The sequence below is a fragment of the Bradyrhizobium sp. UFLA06-06 genome (genome assembly GCF_054820065.1).
The window spans coordinates 202,562-216,177 of the sequence record NZ_JADFUD010000006.1 but is presented as its reverse complement, the minus strand read 5'-3'; the positions used below and the strand labels follow the sequence as shown (position 1 = coordinate 216,177).

The following is a 13,616-nucleotide window of genomic DNA, read 5'->3' as shown; positions in this document are numbered from 1 at the left end:
CAGCGCAAAAGGCTACCTCGCTCCGACGTCGTCCCGCCGCTCGGCCGGCGCAGCCGAGCCGCCTTCCTTGGCCGCCTCGTAGTTCAGCTCGATCATGACCCCGTTGGGGTCGTTCACGAAGATCTGCCAGAGATCGCCGCCGGGAACCTGGCGCGAGTCGAATTCCATGCCCTTGGACTGAAGCCGTTGCCTCATCCCATCGAAGCCCTGGCTGGCAAAGGCGACGTGATGGACGACGCCCGAGTCAGGCTTTTGTGCCTCGTCGGTCGCCGAAATATCGACCAGATGCACGACCGCCTTGCCCTCGCTGTACATCCACGCACCGGGGAACGCGAAGTTCGGCCGCGCGCCCTTTTCCAGGCCCAGAATGTCCTCGTAGAACCGCACCGTGGCGGAGAGATTCCGGGTCCGGATATTGAAATGATCGAGCACACCGACGCTCATGCCCATGCGAGATACTCCCTTTTTTGTGAAGTTCGTTGGTGGGCCAATCCTAGCACAAAACCTGTCTCTTATACACATCTGACGCTGCCGACGAACGATGTGTATAAGAGACAGGTATCAGACATGGCTAAAGTCGCTTTCCTCGGTCTCGGCGTAATGGGTTTCCCGATGGCGGGACACCTCGTGAAAAAGGGCGGCCATGAGGTCACCGTGTACAACCGGACCGCGGCGAAGGCGAAGGAATGGGCCGACAAGTTCGGCGGCAAGACGGCGCCGACCCCGAAGGCCGCCGCCGAAGGTCAGGATTTCGTGATGTGCTGCGTCGGCAATGACAACGACCTGCGCGCGGTCACGATCGGCCCCGACGGCGCCTTCGCCGGGGTCAGGAAGGGCGCGACCTTCGTCGATCACACCACCGCCTCCGCCGAGGTCGCCCGCGAGCTCGATGCCGCCGCGACCAAGGCCGGCTTCAAGTTCGTCGACGCGCCGGTGTCGGGCGGCCAGGCCGGCGCCGAGAACGGCGTGCTGACGGTGATGTGCGGCGGCAGCGAAGACGCCTATGCAGGCGCGGAGCCGATCATCACCGGCGCCTATGCGCGGATGTGCAAATTGCTCGGCCCGGCCGGCGCCGGCCAGCTCACCAAGATGGTCAACCAGATCTGCATCGCAGGCCTGGTTCAGGGCCTGTCGGAGGGCATCCACTTCGCCAAGAAGAGCGGCCTCGACGTCGCCGCCGTGATCGAGACCATCTCCAAGGGCGCGGCGCAGTCCTGGCAGATGGAAAACCGCTACAAGACCATGAACGAGGGCAAGTACGATTTCGGCTTCGCGGTCGAGTGGATGCGCAAGGACCTCTCGATTGCGCTGGCGGAGGCCCGCCGCAACGGCGCCACCCTGCCCGCCACCGCGCTGGTCGACCAGTTCTATGCCGAGGTCGAGAAGATGGGCGGCAAGCGCTGGGATACGTCGAGCCTACTCGCCCGTCTGCAGCGCTAACGCTTCCCACCATCTCGTCATGCCCGGGCTTGTCCCGGGCATCCACGTCTTTGGATCCACGAGAAGCAAGACGTAAATGGCCGGGACAAGCCTGGCCATGACAACATGGAATTGTCGGACCTGGCGTGCGCGTGTGCGCCCGCCATCGCGCCCCCGGCGCAAAAGTTAATTTAACTCCCCGTTTACGCTTTTCCTTAGCTCTTTAAGTCATCGCTTAATGATTTGGCGTCACAGATAGACAATGCAAAAGGCCCGCGCGGTTCGCTGGCAGGATTTGTGTTGTTGATGAGTAATCCCGCAGAAAAGCCTGAAGTTGTAGCGCTTCCGGCAGGACCTCAGGTGACGGTGCCGGTGAACAGCCGGCGCGTCGCCGCGCAGCGGGTGCGCGAGGCGCGGGATCGGTTAACGTCAACCAGTGGAACCCGCCCGGCGTTCGACGCCGAACTGCTCCGCCAATACGCCCAGACCCGCATGTCGGCGTCCTACGTCGTGATGCTGCTCGTGGTAGCAACCGGCGTGCTGTTTGGCCTCTGGATGAAGCCGATCGTGGCCGGCGCCTGGACGGTCGGCATCCTCTGCGTCCATCTCGCCATCATCCGCAGCTGTTCCCGCTTCCTCACCGAACCCACCTCGGTCGCGGTCACCCGCAAATGGCGGACGCGCTTCGTGCTGCTCGACCTGCTCTACGGCCTGTGCTGGACCGCGATCCTTATCCACCCCGCCGGGCGCGATCTCGCCTCCAACACGCTGATGATGTTCCTGATGCTGCTGGTGATCGCGGTCTCCAGCATGCTGGCCGCGAGCCTGCCGATCGCAGCCCTTGCGGCGACCGTTCCGGTGACGGTCGGGATCGCGCTCGACCTCGTGCTCAACGGCGCGTTCGACAATTACGTGCTGGCGCTGCTCGCGCTTGCCGCCGAAGGCTATTTTGCCCTGCTCGCGCACCGCCTGCATTCGACCACGCTGGCGACGCTGGAGGCCCGCGCCGAAAAGGATGCGCTGATCGGCGAACTGGAGCAGGCCAAGGCGATCTCCGACGAGGCGCGCCACCGTGCCGAATCCGCCAACGTCGCCAAGTCGCGCTTCCTCGCCCAGATGAGCCACGAGCTGCGCACGCCGCTCAACGCCATCCTCGGCTTCTCCGAGGTGATGAAGAGCGAGATCTTCGGCGGGCACACCGTGCCGGTCTACAAGGAATATTCCGCCGACATCCATAATTCCGGCGTGCACCTGCTCAATCTCATCAACGAGATCCTCGATCTGTCGCGGATCGAGGCCGGTCGCTACGAGCTGAATGAAGAGGCCGTGGCGCTGGTGCATGTCGTCGCCGACTGCCACCACCTGTTGAAGCTGCGCGCCTCCAGCCGCGGCATCACCATCCACGAGGTGTTCGAGCACGGCATGCCCAGGATCTGGGGCGACGAGCGCGCCATCCGACAGGTCGTGCTCAACCTGCTCTCCAACTCGATCAAGTTCACGCCGCAGGGCCGCGAAATCTGGCTCAAGGTCGGCTGGACCGCGTCGGGCGGGCAATATCTGAGCGTCAAGGACACCGGCAGCGGCATCGCCGAGGACGAGATCCCGGTCGTGCTGGCCTCCTTCGGCCAGGGCTCCAACTCGATCAAGTCGGCGGAACAGGGCGCGGGCCTCGGCCTGCCGATCGCGAAAAGCCTGATCGACATGCATGGCGGCACCTTCACGCTGAAGTCGAAGCTGCGCATCGGCACCGAGGTGATCGTGACCTTGCCGCCGGAACGGGTGATGAGCGCGCTGGCGCCGATGGCGGAAGAAGCGCCGCCGATGCAGCCGCCGGAGCCCGTCGAGCCCACGATGGGCGCCGACCGGAAACGCGTGCGCCGCAAGTCGATCATGAGTGCCGGCACCGGATTGTAGAGCATGTCGCGGAAGATCGTGACGCGGTTATCGCCAGAGCCCTTTCCGTTCCGATGGATTCGGAACGGGGCTCTAGACTTTGGTTCTGACGCGTTTTCTTTACGCGAACCGGTCTCCACTTCGCTCGAAAACGCGTTGGCAATAAACCCAAGGCGTTCGCGCCGGGACCATGCTCGCGACAAAAAGCCGAGGCGTGATGCAGCATCCCACGTCAGCCGGCTTGCACCGGCCGCTGAAACCGTTCAACACTTGAACAATGAGCTCAGAGACGCCGTGTATCGCAGTCTGCATGATGGACCCCAGGACGAAGCTCTGCTTCGGCTGTGGCCGCACGCTTCCGGAGATCGCGCGCTGGCACAAGATGGACCGCACGGAGCGGCTGTCGGTGATGGCGACGCTGCCGGCGCGCATGGCCGAGGCTGGGCTCGAGCGCATGGAGCCGCGTCCGAAGCGCGCGTGATCGGCGTTGCGGCGGGAGTTGCGCCGTGACCCGTATCCTCCTCGTCATCGTGCTGCTGATGGCAACCGCCGGCGCGGTCGTCGCCTATGGCGACCCCGAGCAGATCGCCCGCGCCAGGGAGAATCTGACCCAGATCTTCGGCCGCAGCATCACCGCCTCAGCCTCCACCCCCAGCTCCGCCCCCGCGGTGCAGATTGCGCGCGGCCAGGGCGGCGAGTTCGCGTTCCGCGCCAAGATCAACGGCGTCAGCGCCCCGATGGTGATCGACACCGGCGCGACCTCGGTCGTGCTCACCTGGGAAACCGCGAAAGCGATCGGGCTGCCGATCGATATGCTCGAATACAATGTCGACCTCGAGACCGCCGGCGGTCACACCAAGGCGGCGCGGCTGACGCTCGACCGGCTCGCAGTCGGCAAGCTGGTCGAGAAATCGGTGCCGGCGCTGGTGGTGCAGCGCGGGCAGATGAAGACCAACCTGCTCGGTATGAGCTTCCTCGACCGGCTCGAGAGCTGGGGCGTCCGCGCCGACACGCTGAGCCTGACCGGCTACCCCGACGTCACCGGCAGTATCAACACCTCAAGCCGCCACCGGCGCCCGCGCACGGCCGTCGACTAGGCTGCGCTAGCGCTCAACGAAGGCCAGGGGCGGCTTGATGCCGTCTCCTCCGCAAGCACGTGGCACTCCGGGGCGCAGATCCAAAAATCGCACCTGATGGCCGCTCGATGTCCGATCCGTGCGCGATGCGGATCAACTTCCGCAGTGAAATGACGCAACGAACCAACCGCATAAGTGATCTGCAGTCGCACTGTGGAAACGAAGATTGTACGGTGCACGAAAACTGGCTCTACTGACTTTCGCTATCTGCTCCAGCATGTCGGCACGCGACGTGTCCGATGACGACACGGTCAGAGATTAGGATTTCCAATCCCGTATGCCGCGCGGCAAGGAAATTTCCAAGATCAAGAGAAAAACAGCATCAAGCTACTGTCTTGGCCAGGCGGGGCAACCATGAACGTTCGATCCGGTTTTCTGGACTCCATTGGCAACACGCCGTTGATCAGGCTGCGCGCGGCATCGGAGAGCACGGGCTGCAACATTTACGGCAAGGCCGAATTTCTTAATCCGGGCGGCTCGATCAAGGATCGTGCAGCCCTCGCCATCATCAACGACGCCGAGCAGCGCGGCCGGCTCAAGCCGGGCGGTGTCATCGTGGAAGGCACGGCCGGCAATGTCGGCATCGGCATTGCGCTCGTGGCCAATGCGCGCGGTTATCGATCCGTAATCGTGATGCCCGATACGCAAAGTCAGGAAAAGAAAGACATGCTGCGGCTGTGCGGCGCCGATCTGCGCCTGATGCCCGCCGTGCCATCTTCCCATCCGGACCACTATGCACGCTATTCCGGTCGCCTCGCCGAAGAACTGGGCGCATTCTGGGCAAATCAGTTCGACAACGTCGCCAACCGCGACGGCCACTATCGCACGACCGGCCCCGAGATCTGGCACCAGACGGATGGAAAGATCGATGGCTTCACCTGCGCCGTCGGCAGCGGCGGGACGTTGGGTGGCATTGCGCTCGCCCTCAAGGAGCGAAACCCCGACGTGAAGATCGGGCTCAGCGATCCGATGGGCGCCGCCCTCTACAACTGGTTCACAAAGGGCGAGCTGACGACAGAGGGTGAGTCGATTACGGAAGGCATCGGCCAGGTCCGCGTGACGAAGAACCTCGAGGGCACGCCGATCGACATGGCCTACCAGATCACTGATGAGGAGGCGCTACCCGTCCTGTTCGACCTGGTCGCGCATGAGGGGTTGGTTCTGGGTGGCTCGAGCGCGATCAACATCGTGGGAGCGATGCGGCTTGCACGCGACCTCGGTCCAGGCAAGACCATCGTCACCATCCTTGCCGACAGTGGCCAGCGCTACCAGTCCAAACTCTTCAATCCGGATTTCCTCCGCAAGAAGAATCTCCCGCTCCCGCCCTGGATGATCTGAACGGGAGCCAACCCGACGCAATCGCTCCGGAGGCATCAACCCGGTGCTATCGATCGTCGTCGTGGATCGACGACGGGTGCCGGCACAGCGGCGTGACCTGGATCTCCATGAACGGAAACAGCGGCAGGCTGGACAGAATGTCGTGCAATTCCTGCGCGCCAGACACGTCGAAGATGCTGACATTGGCGTAGCGCCCCGCCACCCGCCACAGATGGCGCCAGGCCCCGGTACGCTGGAGCTCCATGGCGCGGACCCGTTCCGCCGCCTTCAGCGCGTCGACCTTCTCGACCGGGAGATCGTGCGGAATCCGCACATCCATTTCGACGTGGAACAGCATGATGATGAACTCTCTCAGCAATGGGGTGAAACGGCGTGGAGCCGCCGCAAGATCGCGGCGGCTCCATTGATCGGACTATCAGATGCTCAGCCTTGTCGTCAGCCTTGCACCAGACCGCGGCTGACGAGGTTGATGTCGTCGGGATTGACGAGGTCCTTCGCCGTCCAGCCGGAGACGTCGTAGTCGCTCATGCAGTTGCGGACGAAATCCTGCATTGCACCGAGGTCGCCGGTGGCGCTCGCGGCCATCAGCGTCTCGACGCGCAGGTTCTCGTAGTTGCCCGCATAGTTGCGCTCGTACAGCTCATGCCGGCCGCCGAACTCGGAGCCGACCGCGTCCCAGAGCAGCTTCAGCAGCTTGATCCGGTCGATCGCGGCATAACCGTTGGAGCCGCGCACGAAGCGGTCGAGATAGGGCCGGATGGCCTCGCTCTCCAGATCGGCCGAACTCGACGGCAGATAGATCAGGCCGCTTGCGACATGACGCTCGATCAATTCCTTGATCCGCGGATAGGCCATCGGTGCGAACACGCGATAGGCCAGCCCGTAGTTCAGATTCGGCAGATTGTAGCCATCGGTCCCCTGCCAGGCGATCGGCGATTTCACCATCGCATCGGCAATGCCGTGGAACAGATTGCGCCAGGCGATCACCTCGCCCACCGCCGTCTGCACGCCGCGAAAATCCTTCGACCCGGTCGCCTCGACGGCCATCGAGAACAGGCCGGCGATGAAGTCGAGCTTGACGGCAAGCCGTGTCACGCCGTGCAGCGTGAACCGCGGGATGAAGCCCGAGGCCGGGAAGAACTGGTTGATCTTGTCGACGTCGCCATAGATGAAGACATTCTCCCAGGGCACCAGCACCTTGTCGAACACGAGAATCGAGTCGTTCTCGTCGAAGCGGCTGGACAGCGGATAGTCGAACGGCGAGCCGGTCGCCGCCGCGGTGAATTCGTAGGACGAGCGGGCAATCAGCTTGATGCCCTTGGCATCCATCGGCGCCGTAAAGATCAGCGCGAACGACTTGTCCTTGATCGGAATGCCGTAGTGGGCGATGAAATTGTAGTGCGTCAGCGCCGAGCCGGTCGCCACCACCTTCGCGCCCGAAACTATCAGGCCGGCGTCGGTCTCCTTCTCGACATGCATGAAGACGTCACGCACCTCCTCGATGGCGCGGTCGCGATCGATCGGCGGATTGACGATGGCATGATTCCAGAAGTCGAGACGCTCCTGGGTCCGGGCGTACCACTTTTTCGCATTACCGGCGTAGTCGCCATAGAAGCTTGAATTCGCCCCCAGCGTGCCGAGGAACGACGCCTTGTAGTCCGGCGAACGGCCCATCCAGCCGAAAGAAACCTTCTGCAATTCGGCGATCGCATCGCGGCCCTTGACGAGGTCGTCAGCCGTCTTCGAGCCGAGGAAGAACGGATGGGTCAGCTGTCCCGAGCCGGTGTCGGTCAGGACGCCGATCTGATCCTTCTTCTCATGGAAGCGGTCGTACCAACGCGCCACCATCCGCGCCGAATTGCGGAAGGCTGGATGCTGGGTGACGTTCTTGACGCGCTCGCCGTAGATGTAGATTTCCCGGCCGTCCTGGATGCTGTCCAGGAATTCCGCACCGGTATAGACGCTGGTGGTTGGCGCAGGCACGTCGGCCCGCAGGGCTGCTGCAGTAGTCATGGGTTTCTCCTCCGCTTGTGTCGTTGGACCGGCGGCGTTGTCACGCCGGCCTCAAGACCATCTCGTCACGCTCTTGGACGGCGTGACATCGGAGGAAACGCTACGCGCTCACCCGGAGCGGGCGAAAGGTATCACACCATACCGCGCGGACCGGCCCGGCTCGGGCTATGACTCGATGGCACGGACCGGACGGCAAGGATCGTTCGGCCGGCGCACGCCGCAGCTGACGCAGCCATGCGCAGCACGGCAAGGGAGCGAAACCGGAGCGAGCCATGGCCACGGGTTTAGGCACGGGTTTTGACAGCGCTGCTGTCGCTTTCCATCGCGATGGGGAATTGGCCCTCGACGCCTGCGTCGTGACCATCGGTGCATTTGACGGCGTTCACCGCGGCCATCAGGAACTGCTGCGGCAGACCATCGCGGCAGCGCGGCGCCGCGGCATTCCAGCCGTGGTCTACACCTTCGATCCGCCGCCAAAGGTGTATTTCGGTCAGGCCGAGCCGCTGATTTCGCTTCGCGAAAAGCTCGAGCGCATCGCAACATTCGCGCCTGACCACGTCGTCGTCGCCGATTTCAACCAGATCTATGTCCGGCGCACCGCGCTCGATTTCCTCGCCGAGTTGCATAAGCTGCAACCGCGTGAGGTGATCGTCGGCGAGGATTTCCGCTTCGGGTCCTGCAAGGGCGGCACCGCCCTGCTGCTGCGGCAGCACTTCAACACGCGCATCCTGCCGCCAGTGCGCTGTGGCAATGGCGAGATCGTCTCCAGCAGCCGGATCCGGAGCTTGCGGCAATCCGGCCTTGCCGCCGCCGCGGCGACGCTGGAGAACTGGAGAGATATCGTGACCGCGCCACCGGCCGACCGATCCGGTTTGGCCCAACTCGAGGTCGCAAGCCGATGACCGCCATCGATCCGCGAGAGTTGCGCAATGCCTGTGGCCAGTTCGGCACCGGCGTCACCATCATCACGACGCATTGCGAGGGCCGCGATCACGGCATGACGGCCAACGCCTTCATGTCGGTCTCGCTCGATCCGCCGCTGGTCGCGATCTCGATCGCGAAAAGCGCGAAGATGCTCGGCAACATCCAGAAGACCGGCCGCTTTGCGGTCAGCATCCTCGCCGAGGGCATGGAGGATTTCGCCTGGCATTTCGCCGGCAAGCCAAGGCTCGACCTCTGCGACGTCTTCGAACGCCGCAACGACCTGCCTGTGATCGCCGACGCGGCGGCATATTTCGTGACCGATCTCGCCGATGAGATCGTCGCCGGAGACCACACGATCTTCCTCGGCCACGTCCGCGAGATGTCGCTGGAGCCCAGCAAGAAGCCGCTGTTGTTCTTCCGCGGCCGCTTCGGCGGCCTTGCCGACCCGCACCCTGCGCCCGCGACGCTGGAGAATGCCGCTTACGAATTTGTCTGGTGAGACCAGCGACCGATATTCCCGAAAACGGGGATGCAAGTTTGAGCAAACTGCAAGAAAAGGAGGAAACGACCATGCTGAACGTCAACAAGGACACCATCACCGACCACGTGATCGCCGCGCTCTCGAAGGACATTCCGGATCGCAACCGTCAGATCATGACGAGCCTGATCCGCCACATGCACGACTTCTGCAAGGAGGTCGACCTGACCTTCGCCGAGTGGTTCGCCGCATGCGAATTCCTGCGCCGCGCCGGCGACATCTCGGACGAGAAGCGCAACGAGTTCATCCTGATCGCCGACATTCTCGGCGTCGAGGTGCTGGTCGACATGCTCGACCACCGGGTCACCGACGGCGAGAGCGAATCCACCGTGCTGGGGCCGTTCTATCGGGAAAATCCGCCGGTGCTCGCCAAGGGCGCTTCCATCATCAAGAAGACGTTCGACAACGCGCAGACCGTCAAGGTCAGCGGGCGCATCAGCGACACGGCGGGGCGCCCGATCGAGGGCGTCACGATCGACGTCTGGGAAGACGCGCCGAACGGCCTTTACGACCTGCAGGATCCGGAACAGCCGGCCTACAATCTGCGCGGACGCTTCACGACCGACGCCAACGGCGAGTTTGCCTTCGTGGCGCTCCGCCCCGAGCCCTACCCGATCCCCTATGACGGCGCCGGCGGCGAGCTGCTGAAATATATGGGCCACCATCCCTGGCGTCCGGGCCACATCCACTTCATGCTTTCGAAGGACGGCTATCATTCGCTGATCTCGCAGATCTACGATTCCGAGACCAAGTACCTCGACAACGACTCGGTGTTCGCCGTGAAGCAGAGCCTGATCGGCAAGTTCGCCAAGGCCCCCGCCGGCGCCGACACCGATCTGGTTCTCAACTTCGACTTCAAGCTCAAGAAAGCCGCCGTCGAACGGCTCGTCGCCGCCGAATAATGCCCGTTACGTCCTGCCAGGCTCCGCCAGCCTGGCAGGGCTCATTCTGAACTGACCTGCGAGGACATATGAGTCGTGCCGTGATCGAAATCGCCGAGCCCGTGGAGCGAGTGCAGGCTCACGCAAAGGACACTGCGATCCGCAGTATCCGCGCGACCATCGTGGAGGCGCCGACCCGCCGCCGGCACAAGCTCTCGAACACGGAAGTCACGCATCAGGGTTACGTGCTGGTGCGCGTCCTGCTCGATAACGGCGTGACGGGCATCGGCGAAGCCTCGACGCTCGGCGGACCGCGCTGGGCCGAGGAAAGCGTGGAATCGATCAAGGCCGCGGTCACGAATTATCTGGCGCCGGCGCTGCTCGGACAGCCTGCCCTCGCCTTCGAAGCCAATGCTTTGCGCATGAGCAAGGCTGCCACCCGCAATTTCGCCGCCAAGGGCGCGATCGAATCCGCCCTGCTCGACGCCGCCGGCAAGACGCTCGGCCTGCCCGCCAGCGCGCTGCTCGGCGGCGCCGTGCGCGAACGCATGGAGGTGATCTGGGCGCTGGCCTCGGGCGACAGCGGCCAGGAGGTGGAAGAAGCGAAAGAGAAGCTGCGGCGCCGCGAACACCGCCAGTTCAAGATCAAGTTCGGCTTCAACCGGCCGCAGGCCGATCTGAAGCGGTTGCAAGCATTGCGCGACGGCCTCGGCGACGAGGTGCGCCTGATCGTCGATGTCAACCAGGGCTGGACCGAGGCCGAATGCATCCGTTTCATGCCTGCGCTGGAGGAGCTGGATGTTGCCCTGATCGAACAACCGGTATCGGCGCTGCAACTGGAAGCGATGGCGCGTGTCGCGGCCCGCACCTCGATTCCATTGCTGGTGGACGAAGCGGCTTTCACCAAGGAGGACATCGCGCGCGCGGGCGCGATGGGCTGCGGCAGCGTCTACTCGCTGAAGCTCGTGAAGAGCGGCGGCCTGTTCGAGATGAAGCGCGCCGCTGCGGTCGCGGCCGCGCACGGGCTCGAGCTCTATGGCGGCTGCCTGTTGGAGAGCAGCATCGGCGCGGCGGCGCACCTTGCCGCCTTCGCCACCCTGCCCAGGCTCGAATGGGGCACCGAGCATTTCGGTCCGCGAATCCTCGTGGAAGATCTGGTCGTCAACCCGATCAGATTCGACGAATTCGAGATCTGTGTCCCTGATGGCCCCGGTCTCGGCGTAGAGGTCGACGAGGACAAGATCCGCACCTTTGCCCGGAAGGACTAGCCGGATGGCGCCGTTCCCGCGGGCAATTGACAATCCAGGGACCCACGCCCAGTCTTCGCGCTGGAACCATCGTCTCGATCGTGCGCTGATGACCACGCGATATCGAACCCGGCCAGCCGTCCCGGCCGCTTCCCCGGAAGCGCGCGAACAGGCGTTCGGCTAGCCGTGACCGATCGCGACGATGTCATGGATCTCAGGCGGCTGGTCTATTTCGTCGCCGTCGCCGAGGAATTGCATTTCGGCCGTGCCGCGTCGCGGCTTGCGATCGCGCAGCCGCCGCTCAGCCGGCAAATCGCGCAACTCGAGAGCGATCTCGGCGTCATGCTGATCGACCGGAGTCGAAGCCAGATCCGGCTGACCCAGGCCGGCAGCGTTCTGCTGGAGCGGGCGCGCGACGTGCTGGAGCGGCTCGACCGGACGCACCGCGAGATCAAGCGGATCGGCGAAGGCTTTTCCGGTCACCTGCGCGTCGCCTTCGTCGGATCGGCGACCTATGGCGTGCTGCCGAGCGTGATCCAGGCGTTTCGTTCGGCCTATCCCGACGTCGAGCTCGCGCTGTCGGCGATGAACAACGCCGAGCAGAAGCGCGCGGTGATCCAGCGCGAGATCGACATCGCCATCGCCCGGCCCTCGCTCGACGACGAGGAGCTGAAGTCGGAGCCGCTGCTGCAGGAGCCGCTGATCCTCGCGCTCTCAGACACTTCGCCCCTGCTCGAGCAGCAGGTCCCGCGACTGGCGGCGCTGAAGGCCGAGACGTTCGTCCTCTACCCACGCAAGCCGCGCCCGAGCTTCGCCGACCACATCCTCAACATCTGCCTCGAAGAAGGTTTCATTCCGAAATCGCAGGTGCTGGCGCAGGACTATCAGACCGCAATCAGCCTGGTGTCGGTCGGCGTCGGCATCGCGCTGGTGCCGAAATCGGTTTCGGAGGCGGAGCGGCCCGGCGTCGCCTACCGCGCCTATGAGGGACACAATCCGGGCACTGCGCTGTCGCTGAACTACCGGCGCGACAACCGGATGCCGCATCTGTTCAATTTCCTGAAGGTCGCACAAGACGTCACGCGGCGTCAGCGCAAGCATTAGAGCGTTTTCGAGCGAAGTGGATACCGGTTCGCGTGAAGAAAACGCGTCAAGACAAGGAATCTAGAGCCCTCAGGCCGCGACCGCCGCCGGCGCGCGATCGTCAACGCGTGCGATCGCCTCGCGCAGCACGTCGATGTCAGCCCCCGGCCGAACGCCGTTCTCCGCGAGATACCTGCGGAACGCACGCGCACCGGGGACACCATGGAAGGCGCCGACGAAATGCCGCGTGATCGAATGCAGCCGGGTGCCCTCGGCCAGCTGCCGCTCGATATAGGGCAGCATCGCCGCGAACACGTCCTTCATCGTGGCGTGCGGCGGCGTCTCGCCGAACAGCTCGGAATCGACGGTGAGCAGCCGCCACGGCTCCTGATAGGCCGCCCGCCCCAGCATCACGCCATCGACATGCGCCAGATGCCGCTTTGCCTCGGCGAGACTCGTGATGCCGCCGTTGATGACGATGGGCACGTGCGGCAACGCCGCCTTGAGGCGATAGACCCGGTCGTAGTCGAGCGGCGGGATGTCGCGGTTCTCCTTCGGCGACAATCCGTTGAGCCAGGCCTTGCGCGCGTGCACGACAAGCGCATCCGCGCCCGCGGCAATCACGCCGCGGGCCAGCGTGTCGAGCGCGACTTCCGGATCCTGGTCGTCGATGCCGATCCGACATTTCACCGTCACGGGAATCCGCACCGCACGCTTCATCGCCGCAACGCCTTCGGCGACCAGCGCCGGCTCCGCCATCAGGCAAGCGCCGAAGCGGCCATCCTTCACCCGATCGGAGGGACAGCCGACATTGAGATTGATCTCGTCATAACCGAAATCCTCGCCGATCTCTGCGGCGGTCGCCAGATCGCGCGGATCGGAACCGCCGAGCTGCAGCGCCACCGGATGCTCGCTGGCGTCGAAGCCGAGCAGCCGCGCCCGATCGCCATGGATGATGGCGCCGGTCGTCAGCATCTCCGTATAAAGCCGCGCCCGCCGCGACATCAGCCGATGGAAGACCCGGCAATGCCGATCGGTCCAGTCCATCATGGGCGCGGTACAAAACCGATAATCTTGATTATTCAAGAAGTTATCCTACACTCTCAAAGGACTAGAAGAGGAACATACCCCCTCTGTGTGCACT

General features: G+C 64.0%; 14 protein-coding genes. 10 read left to right on the top strand and 4 right to left on the bottom strand.

The genetic code is table 11. From position 1 onward, the window contains the following. Positions 1 to 12: 12 nt before the first annotated feature. A complete protein-coding gene (locus IF803_RS07795) occupies positions 13 to 450 on the bottom strand; it encodes a VOC family protein (RefSeq protein WP_016843272.1) in 438 nt (145 codons plus the stop codon). A 117-nt stretch (positions 451 to 567) separates the two neighbouring features. On the opposite strand from IF803_RS07795, the gene IF803_RS07790 reads away from it, so the two are divergent. The 5 genes from IF803_RS07790 to IF803_RS07770 all read left to right on the top strand — a co-directional run bounded on the left by IF803_RS07790 (position 568) and on the right by IF803_RS07770 (position 5,786). Next, complete coding sequence (locus IF803_RS07790) at positions 568 to 1,440, top strand: NAD(P)-dependent oxidoreductase (RefSeq protein ID WP_304499696.1); 873 nt, start codon at positions 568 to 570, stop codon at positions 1,438 to 1,440. Between the two features lie 285 nt (positions 1,441 to 1,725). Then, positions 1,726 to 3,333, top strand: coding sequence for a sensor histidine kinase (locus IF803_RS07785; protein WP_461191788.1), 1,608 nt, complete (start codon positions 1,726 to 1,728; stop codon positions 3,331 to 3,333). A 256-nt stretch (positions 3,334 to 3,589) separates the two neighbouring features. Next, complete coding sequence (locus IF803_RS07780; RefSeq protein ID WP_026192618.1) at positions 3,590 to 3,793, top strand: DUF1289 domain-containing protein; 204 nt, start codon at positions 3,590 to 3,592, stop codon at positions 3,791 to 3,793. Between the two features lie 25 nt (positions 3,794 to 3,818). Continuing rightward, entirely contained in the window at positions 3,819 to 4,409 is a 591-nt protein-coding gene (locus IF803_RS07775; protein WP_018271055.1) for a TIGR02281 family clan AA aspartic protease, read from the top strand. 393 nt (positions 4,410 to 4,802) lie between these two features. Next, complete coding sequence (locus IF803_RS07770) at positions 4,803 to 5,786, top strand: cysteine synthase A (RefSeq protein WP_461191787.1); 984 nt, start codon at positions 4,803 to 4,805, stop codon at positions 5,784 to 5,786. A gap of 46 nt (positions 5,787 to 5,832) precedes the next feature. Here the strand turns inward: IF803_RS07770 and catC are convergent, their stop codons facing one another. Further along, positions 5,833 to 6,123, bottom strand: coding sequence for a muconolactone Delta-isomerase (gene catC, locus IF803_RS07765; protein ID WP_026192617.1), 291 nt, complete (start codon positions 6,121 to 6,123; stop codon positions 5,833 to 5,835). Between the two features lie 98 nt (positions 6,124 to 6,221). Continuing rightward, positions 6,222 to 7,799 (bottom strand): 4-hydroxyphenylacetate 3-hydroxylase N-terminal domain-containing protein, encoded by a 1,578-nt coding sequence (locus IF803_RS07760; RefSeq protein WP_461191786.1) that lies wholly within the window; start codon positions 7,797 to 7,799, stop codon positions 6,222 to 6,224. Positions 7,800 to 8,071: 272 nt separating this feature from the next. On the opposite strand from IF803_RS07760, the gene IF803_RS07755 reads away from it, so the two are divergent. The 5 genes from IF803_RS07755 to IF803_RS07735 all read left to right on the top strand — a co-directional run bounded on the left by IF803_RS07755 (position 8,072) and on the right by IF803_RS07735 (position 12,493). Then, on the top strand, positions 8,072 to 8,701 hold the full coding sequence (locus IF803_RS07755) for an FAD synthetase (RefSeq protein WP_461191785.1): 630 nt from the start codon (positions 8,072 to 8,074) through the stop codon (positions 8,699 to 8,701). Next, positions 8,698 to 9,222, top strand: coding sequence for a flavin reductase family protein (locus IF803_RS07750; RefSeq protein WP_461191784.1), 525 nt, complete (start codon positions 8,698 to 8,700; stop codon positions 9,220 to 9,222). The genes IF803_RS07755 and IF803_RS07750 overlap by 4 nt, the downstream gene beginning before the upstream one ends. Positions 9,223 to 9,293: 71 nt before the next feature. After that, positions 9,294 to 10,163: an intradiol ring-cleavage dioxygenase gene (locus tag IF803_RS07745; RefSeq protein WP_461191800.1), complete on the top strand. Its 870-nt coding sequence runs from the start codon at positions 9,294 to 9,296 to the stop codon at positions 10,161 to 10,163. A 110-nt stretch (positions 10,164 to 10,273) separates the two neighbouring features. Then, a complete protein-coding gene (locus tag IF803_RS07740) occupies positions 10,274 to 11,410 on the top strand; it encodes a muconate/chloromuconate family cycloisomerase (protein WP_461191783.1) in 1,137 nt (378 codons plus the stop codon). A gap of 165 nt (positions 11,411 to 11,575) precedes the next feature. Then, entirely contained in the window at positions 11,576 to 12,493 is a 918-nt protein-coding gene (locus IF803_RS07735; protein ID WP_461191782.1) for a LysR family transcriptional regulator, read from the top strand. Positions 12,494 to 12,562: 69 nt separating this feature from the next. Here the strand turns inward: IF803_RS07735 and dusA are convergent, their stop codons facing one another. Beyond that, positions 12,563 to 13,558: a tRNA dihydrouridine(20/20a) synthase DusA gene (gene dusA / locus IF803_RS07730; protein ID WP_461191781.1), complete on the bottom strand. Its 996-nt coding sequence runs from the start codon at positions 13,556 to 13,558 to the stop codon at positions 12,563 to 12,565. Between the last annotated feature and the right edge of the window lie 58 nt (positions 13,559 to 13,616).

Coding starts and splice junctions, on each gene's coding strand:
- IF803_RS07795 (WP_016843272.1), bottom strand. CDS start 450: ATGGGCATGAGCGTCGGTGTGCTCGATCATTTCAATATCCGGACCCGG.
- IF803_RS07755 (WP_461191785.1), top strand. CDS start 8,072: ATGGCCACGGGTTTAGGCACGGGTTTTGACAGCGCTGCTGTCGCTTTC.
- IF803_RS07790 (WP_304499696.1), top strand. CDS start 568: ATGGCTAAAGTCGCTTTCCTCGGTCTCGGCGTAATGGGTTTCCCGATG.
- IF803_RS07785 (WP_461191788.1), top strand. CDS start 1,726: ATGAGTAATCCCGCAGAAAAGCCTGAAGTTGTAGCGCTTCCGGCAGGA.
- IF803_RS07760 (WP_461191786.1), bottom strand. CDS start 7,799: ATGACTACTGCAGCAGCCCTGCGGGCCGACGTGCCTGCGCCAACCACC.
- IF803_RS07745 (WP_461191800.1), top strand. CDS start 9,294: ATGCTGAACGTCAACAAGGACACCATCACCGACCACGTGATCGCCGCG.
- IF803_RS07770 (WP_461191787.1), top strand. CDS start 4,803: ATGAACGTTCGATCCGGTTTTCTGGACTCCATTGGCAACACGCCGTTG.
- IF803_RS07780 (WP_026192618.1), top strand. CDS start 3,590: ATGAGCTCAGAGACGCCGTGTATCGCAGTCTGCATGATGGACCCCAGG.
- catC (WP_026192617.1), bottom strand. CDS start 6,123: ATGCTGTTCCACGTCGAAATGGATGTGCGGATTCCGCACGATCTCCCG.
- IF803_RS07750 (WP_461191784.1), top strand. CDS start 8,698: ATGACCGCCATCGATCCGCGAGAGTTGCGCAATGCCTGTGGCCAGTTC.